Raw genomic sequence first — 6771 nt, 5'->3', positions numbered from 1 at the left:
CCTACCTCGACCCGGTCACGGCCGAGGCGTTCGGGCTCGCCGGGACCGCGAACGTGATGAGCGTCACGCCGGCCGACGGCGACCGACCCGACGACGTGCGTCGCGCGCTCCTCGGTGTGCCGCACGTCGCCTCGGCCCAGACGCCGCAGGCCGCGATCGACGGGATGCGCTCCACCCTCGACGAGTTCGTCGGCATCCTCAACGTCGCCGCGCTCGTCACGCTGCTGCTCGCGCTGCTGATCGCGTTCAACACCACCAGCATCGCCGTCGACGAGCGCACCCGCGAGCACGCCACCATGCTGGCCTACGGCCTCCCGGTGCGCACGGTGCTCGGGCTCACCGCGGTCGAGACCGTCGTCGTCGGCGCCCTCGGCACCCTCACCGGGATCGGCGGCGGCTACCTCGTGCTGCGCTGGATGGCCGCGACCACGATCGCCGACGTGCTGCCGGAGATCGGGGTCACCGCGACGCTGTCGACCACGACGGTGGTCGGCGCGCTGGGGCTCGGGGTCCTCACGGTCGCGGTGGCGCCGCTGTTCACGCTGCGCCGGTTGCTGCACACCGACATCCCGTCGGCGCTGCGCGTCATGGAGTGAGCGCCCCGCCGACGCGACGAGGGGCGGGGCGCGCCGACAGGCTCCGCCCCGTGATGGGCCCGTGCGGCGCCCGGCTCGCCCGAGCTCAGGCGGTCTCGGGGAACCTCACGCCGGTGTTGGCGTGGCAGCGGTAGCCGTTGGGGTTCTTGGCGAGGTACTGCTGGTGGTGGTCCTCGGCGTAGTAGTACGTCGTCTCGCTGGCGGGCCGGATCTCGGTGGTGATCTGGCCCAGGCGCCGCCGCTCGAGCTCCGCGCCGTAGATCGCCGTCAGCTCGCGGGCGACCTGCTCCTGCTCGGGTGAGGTGTAGTAGATCGCGGAGCGGTACTGGGTGCCGATGTCGTTGCCCTGGCGGAAGCCCTGGGTCGGGTCGTGCACCTCGAAGAACGTCTTGACCAGGTCGGCGTACGAGACCCGGGCGGGGTCGAACACGATCCGCACGGCCTCGGTGTGGTTGGTCGCGCCGGAGCAGACCTCCTCGTACGACGGGTTCGGCGTCGTGCCGCCGGCGTAGCCGACCGAGGTCGACCAGACGCCCGGCACCTGCCAGTAGATCTCCTCGGCGCCCCAGAAGCAGCCGAGCCCGAAGAAGGCCACCTCGAAGCCGTCGGGGACCTCGTCGGTCACGACGGGCGCGTCCAGCACCCGGTGCCGCTCGGAGATCGAGAAGGTGCGCTCGCTGCGGCCGGGCAGGGTCTGCTCGGGGGCGACCAGCTGGGCCTTGCGGGTGAGGAACACGGGCACTCCTAGGTGTCGCAGGGACGTTGCACAGTCTCCAACACCGCTGGTCGCCCGGTCGTTCCCGGTCGGGTCAGCGGTCGTCGAGGTCGCCGCTCGCGGCGACGTACAGCTCGAGGTGCCCGCACACGGTGCAGCGCAACGCCGTGATGGCGTGCTTGGGCCTGCCCATCAGCTTGGCGCCGCCGAAGATCCCCGTGGCCAGGGCGCCGGAGACCCAGCGACCGTAGCCGCGCGAGTGCTCGCCGCTGTCCTCGATGAACCCCGGCTCGAGGGCCACGGACTGGCAGGCGGTGCAGCGCGGATCGGCCATGCGAGCGACCCTAGGCGACCCGCTAGCCTCGGGGGAATGAGCAGCCAGGAGCACCTCCACAAGTCAGGCTTCGAGACGCGTGCGATCCACGCGGGCTACGAGCCCGACCCGTCGACCGGTGCGGTGATCCCGCCGATCTTCGCGACGAGCACCTACAAGCAGGACGGTGTGGGCGGCCTGCGCGGCGGCTACGAGTACAGCCGTTCGGCCAACCCGACGCGCACCGCTCTCGAGGCCAACATCGCGGCGCTGGAGGAGGGGGAGCGCGGGTTCGCCTTCGCCTCCGGACTGGCCGCCGAGGACACGCTGGTGCGGGCGCTGTGCCGGCCCGGCGAGCACGTGGTGATCCCCGACGACGCGTACGGCGGCACGTTCCGCCTCTTCGACAAGGTCGAGCGGGTCTGGGGCCTGGAGCACAGCCCGGCGCCCGTGTCCGACCCCGAGGCGGTCGCCGCGGCGATCCGTCCCGGCGAGACCAAGCTGGTCTGGGTCGAGACGCCGACCAACCCGCTGCTCAACATCGGCGACATCGAGGCGCTCGCCGCCGTCGCCCACGACGCGGGCGCGCTGCTCGTCGTCGACAACACCTTCGCCTCGCCGTACCTCCAGCAGCCGCTCACGCTGGGCGCCGACGTCGTCGTGCACTCGACGACGAAGTACTGCGGCGGCCACTCCGACGTCGTCGGCGGCGCCCTCGTCGTCCGCGACCTCGACGTCGCCGAGCAGGTCGCCTTCCACCAGAACTCCATGGGTGCCGTGGCCGGACCGTTCGACTCGTTCCTGACCCTGCGCGGCCTGCGGACGCTCGCGCTGCGCATGGAGCGGCACTGCGACAACGCCGAGCGGGTCGTCGACTTCCTGACCAGCCACCCCAAGGTCGGCGACGTGATCTACCCGGGGCTCGAGACCCACCCCGGGCACGAGATCGCGCAGCGCCAGATGCGACGGTTCGGCGGGATGGTGTCCTTCCGCGTCACCGGCGGCGAGCAGCACGCGCTGCAGGTCTGCGAGCGCGCCGAGATCTTCACGCTGGGCGAGTCGCTCGGCGGCGTCGAGTCGCTGATCGAGCACCCCGGGCGGATGACCCACGCCAGCGTCGCCGGCACCGACCTCGAGGTCCCGGCCGACCTGGTGCGGCTCAGCGTCGGCATCGAGACCGCCGACGACCTGATCGCGGACCTCGAGCGCGCCCTTGCCTGAGCTCGCCGGGCCGGCGTCCGAGGTGGTGGTGTGCGTCGACTTCGGGTCGACGTTCACCAAGGCCGTCCTCGTCGACCTCGACGCCGGCCGCGTCGCCGCCCAGGCCAGCCACCCGACCACCCTGCCGGGCGTCGCGGGCTGGGCCGACGTCCTCGAGGGGTACGACGCCTGCCTGGCCGCCCTCGTCGACCAGGACCCGCGGGCGGCCCAGGCCGGCGTGCTGGCCTGCTCGAGCGCCGGCGGCGGCCTGCGGATCGCCGTGGTCGGCAACGAGGAGCTCGTCACCGCCGAGGCCGGTCGCCGCGTGGCGCTGTCCAGCGGCGGCAAGGTCGTCAGCGTGGTCGCGATGGCCGACGGCGGTGACCTGGCGGATCTCGGCGAGCCCGACGTCGTGCTGCTCACCGGCGGCACCGACGGCGGCAACAGCGAGGTCCTGCTCGCGGCCGCGCGGCAGCTGGCGAAGACCTGGAACGGCCCGGTGGTCGTGGCCGGCAACGTGGACGCGCAGTCCGAGGTGGCCGCCGTCCTCCGTGGGCTCCCGCACGTCCTGGCCGACAACGTCGTGCCCCGGATCGGCGAGCTGGCGCCGGAGTCGGCGCGCGCCGCCGTACGCGAGATGTTCCTGGCACACGTGATCGGCGGCAAGCACCTCAGCGCCCGTGACGGGTTCACCGCGATGGTCCGCGGCGCAACGCCCGACGTCGTGCTGACCGGCGTCGAGGTCCTCGCCCGCGCCGTCGGCGACGTGGTGGTGGTCGACGTCGGCGGCGCCACCACCGACGTCCACTCGGTCATCGAGCTCGACCCCGACTCGGTCGGCCGCGAGGTCGTCGCCACCACCCCCGTCACCCGCACGGTCGAGGGCGACCTCGGCATGCGCTGGTCGGCGCTGACGACGGTGGCCGAGCACCCTGAGCTCGAGCCCGCCGCCCGGCGCCGCCACGACGACCCCGCGTTCCTGCCCGACACCGAGGAGGAGCAGGACGCCGACGAGGCGATCGCCCGCGCCGCCGTCGGCCTGGCGCTGCGCCGCCACGCCGGACGGTCCAAGGTCGTGGTCAGCCCCGAGGGCCGGGTCGTCGAGCGCACCGGCAAGGACCTGCGCCGCGCGGCGCTGCTCGTCGGATCGGGGGGCGTGCTGCGCCACGGCCGGCCCGGCGTGGAGCAGCGGGTGCTGGCCGGCAGCACCGGCGAGGTCGAGGGCGGCTGGCAGCTGCCCCGGTCCCCGCGGGTGGTGGTCGACACCCACTACGTCCTCGCGGCGGTCGGACTGCTGGCCGCCGAGCACCCGGAGTCGGCGTACCGGCTCGCCACGACACTCGTCGCTCCGTGACCGGCGCGGCGGGGCCGTAGCCTGTCGCCGTGAGCAACGACGCTGACGATCGCCCGGTCGCCGACCCCGGCGAGCCGCGACCCCAGGGGCGGCGTCGGCTGCCCTCCATCCACCTGCGGCCGCGGCCGGTCGAGGAGAGCGACGAGGGCATCGCGGCCCGGCTGGCCCAGCAGTGGGCGACGATGCGCGACGTCCGCCGGCCGGCGCCCGCGCCCGCGCCGGTGACCGCCGGCACCTCCAACTTCAGCCGCGCCCAGGTCCCCTGGGGCCTGGACCTCGCGGCGGCGTGGGGATGGCGCTTCCTCGTCATCGCGGCCGCGGGCTACGTGCTGCTCTGGCTGGTCGCGTTCTTCGCGGTCGTCACGATCCCGCTGGCGGTGGCGCTGCTGATCTCCGCGCTCGCCGCCCCGGTCGTCGGCGGCATGCACCGGATGGGGCTGCCGCGCGGCCTGTCCGCGCTGCTCGTGGTGCTCGCCGGCATCGCGTTCGTCGTCGCGATGCTGACCTTCGCCGGCCAGCAGGTCGCCAACGGTGCCCAGGACCTCGCCGACCAGTCCGCCCAGGGGCTGGGCGAGATCAAGGACTGGCTGCGCGACGGGCCCCTGCACGCGAGCGACTCGCAGATCAACGACTACATCCAGCGGGCCCAGGACGGCCTCGAGAACAAGGGCAAGGGCTTCGACCTCGGCAGCGCGACCGAGGTCGGTACGGCGCTCGGCCACATCGTCGCCGGGTTCTTCATCGTGCTGTTCTCGACCTACTTCTTCCTCGCCGACGGCGAGCGGATCTGGGCGTGGCTCGTGCGGCTCGCCCCCCGTGCCGCTCGCCAGCACGTCGACGGCTCGGGGCGCGTCGCCTGGATCTCGCTGACCCAGTTCGTGCGGGCCACGGTGATCGTCGCCGCGGTCGACGCCGCGGGCATCATGATCGTCGCGGCGATCCTCGGGGTGCCGTTCGTGCTCGCGATCGGCGTGCTGGTCTTCCTCGGGTCGTTCGTGCCGATGGTCGGGGCCACCGTCGCCGGGACGGTGGCGATCCTGGTGGCGCTGGTCGACCAGGGTCCGATCACCGCGCTGTTCATGCTCGGTGGCGTGGTGCTCGTCCAGCAGATCGAGGGCCACATCCTCCAGCCGTTCCTCATGGGCCGGTGGGTCTCGCTGCACCCGTTGGGCGTGATCGTGGCGATCGGCTGCGGCGTGCTCGTCGCGGGGATCGCCGGAGCGCTGGTCGCCGTACCGCTCGCGGCCGCGCTGAACGCGGTCGTCCAGCACCTCGCGGCCAACACCGACGTCGGTGACGACGACCCCGTCGAGGAGCTCGAGGAGGACTACGAGGAGATGGGCGCCGCCGTGGAGGTGCCCGAGGAGGGAGAGCGCGATGAGTGAGGTGCCGACCGTCGGCCTGGCCGACATCGAGGAGGCCCGCCGGGTCCTCGAGGGGGTCGCGATCCGCACGCCGATGGAGGAGTCGCGCTGGCTCTCCGCCGTCGCGGGCGGGCCGGTCGCGCTCAAGTGCGAGAACCTCCAGCGCACCGGCTCGTTCAAGCCGCGGGGCGCCTACGTGCGCATCTCACGCCTCTCGGCGGAGGAGCGCGCCCACGGCGTGGTCGCGGCGTCGGCCGGCAACCACGCGCAGGGGGTCGCGCTGGCCGCGCAGCTGCTTGGCATCAAGGCCACCGTGTTCATGCCCGAGGGAGCGCCGATCCCCAAGGAGAAGGCCACCCGCGGGTACGGCGCCGAGGTGATCTTCCACGGCCGCTACCTCGACGACGCGCTGGTGGAGGCGCGAGCGTTCGCGGAGCGCACGGGCGCGGTGCTGATCCACCCGTTCGACCACGCCGACATCGTGGCCGGCCAGGGCACCGCCGGCCTGGAGATCCTCGAGCAGGCCCCGGACGTCGAGACGGTGCTGGTGCCGACCGGTGGCGGCGGGCTGCTCGCCGGTGTGGCGATCGCCGTGAAGGCGCTGCGTCCCGACGTCCGCGTGATCGGCGTGCAGGCATCCGGCGCGGCGGCGTACCCGGCCTCGCTGGAGCAGGGACACCCGGTCGCGCTCACGACGATGAAGACGATGGCCGACGGCATCGCGGTCGGTCTGCCGGGTGACGTGACGTTCGCGGCCGTGCGCGACCACGTCGACGAGATCATCACGGTCTCCGAGAACGCCCTGTCCCGTGCCGTGCTGGCGGTGCTCGAGCGCGCGAAGATGCTCGTCGAGCCTGCGGGTGCCGCGGCGGTCGCCGCGGTGATGGAGGCCCCCAGCACGTTCCGGACGCCGGCCGTGGCGGTGCTCTCGGGCGGCAACGTCGACCCGCTGCTGCTCGGCAAGGTGATCCGGCACGGCATGGCCGCGGCCGGACGCTACCTCGTGCTCCGGGTCTGCATCCCGGACCTGCCCGGGGGACTGGCCCGCCTGCTGACCGACATCTCTGAGGTCGGGGCCAACGTGCTCGAGGTCGCCCACGAGCGGACCTCGCCGTCCCTCAACCTCGACGAGGTCGAGGTGCACGTCCAGCTGGAGACCCGCGGCGAGCCCCACGCCGCCCAGGTCCGCGCCCGCCTCGCCGAGCGCGGCTACCGCGTCGGCCACTAGC

Annotated in this window: 7 protein-coding genes; 5 read left to right on the top strand and 2 right to left on the bottom strand. The window is 73.5% G+C overall.

The window, feature by feature from the left end; all coding sequences use genetic code 11:
- A partial coding sequence (locus Q0L15_RS13315) for an FtsX-like permease family protein (RefSeq protein ID WP_296604929.1) occupies nucleotides 1–596 on the top strand: 596 nt, incomplete at its 5' end.
- Nucleotides 597–681: 85 nt separating this feature from the next.
- On the opposite strand, the gene msrA is transcribed toward Q0L15_RS13315, so the two are convergent.
- Nucleotides 682–1332 carry a peptide-methionine (S)-S-oxide reductase MsrA gene (gene msrA, locus Q0L15_RS13310; protein ID WP_296604928.1) on the bottom strand — a complete coding sequence of 217 codons (651 nt, stop codon included), beginning with the start codon at nucleotides 1330–1332 and terminating at the stop codon, nucleotides 682–684.
- Between the two features lie 73 nt (nucleotides 1333–1405).
- Nucleotides 1406–1645: a hypothetical protein gene (locus tag Q0L15_RS13305; RefSeq protein WP_296604927.1), complete on the bottom strand. Its 240-nt coding sequence runs from the start codon at nucleotides 1643–1645 to the stop codon at nucleotides 1406–1408.
- A 36-nt stretch (nucleotides 1646–1681) separates the two neighbouring features.
- Here Q0L15_RS13305 and Q0L15_RS13300 point away from each other — a divergent pair, with 36 nt between their 5' ends.
- From Q0L15_RS13300 to ilvA, 4 genes are read left to right on the top strand one after another with little or no spacing between them, the layout of a single operon-like run.
- Nucleotides 1682–2845: a cystathionine gamma-synthase gene (locus Q0L15_RS13300; protein WP_296604926.1), complete on the top strand. Its 1164-nt coding sequence runs from the start codon at nucleotides 1682–1684 to the stop codon at nucleotides 2843–2845.
- Complete coding sequence (locus Q0L15_RS13295; RefSeq protein ID WP_296604925.1) at nucleotides 2838–4178, top strand: glutamate mutase L; 1341 nt, start codon at nucleotides 2838–2840, stop codon at nucleotides 4176–4178. Before Q0L15_RS13300 ends, Q0L15_RS13295 begins: the two co-directional genes overlap by 8 nt.
- 29 nt (nucleotides 4179–4207) lie before the next feature.
- Nucleotides 4208–5563: an AI-2E family transporter gene (locus Q0L15_RS13290; protein WP_296604924.1), complete on the top strand. Its 1356-nt coding sequence runs from the start codon at nucleotides 4208–4210 to the stop codon at nucleotides 5561–5563.
- Nucleotides 5556–6770 (top strand): threonine ammonia-lyase, encoded by a 1215-nt coding sequence (gene ilvA, locus Q0L15_RS13285; protein ID WP_296604923.1) that lies wholly within the window; start codon nucleotides 5556–5558, stop codon nucleotides 6768–6770. The genes Q0L15_RS13290 and ilvA overlap by 8 nt, the downstream gene beginning before the upstream one ends.
- Nucleotide 6771 lies beyond the last annotated feature (1 nt).

This window comes from Nocardioides sp. (assembly GCF_024509035.1).
In the GTDB taxonomy this organism is placed as follows: Bacteria; Actinomycetota; Actinomycetes; order Propionibacteriales; family Nocardioidaceae; genus Nocardioides.
Note: the sequence above shows the minus strand (reverse complement) of the source record. Positions and strands in the feature narration are given on the sequence as shown.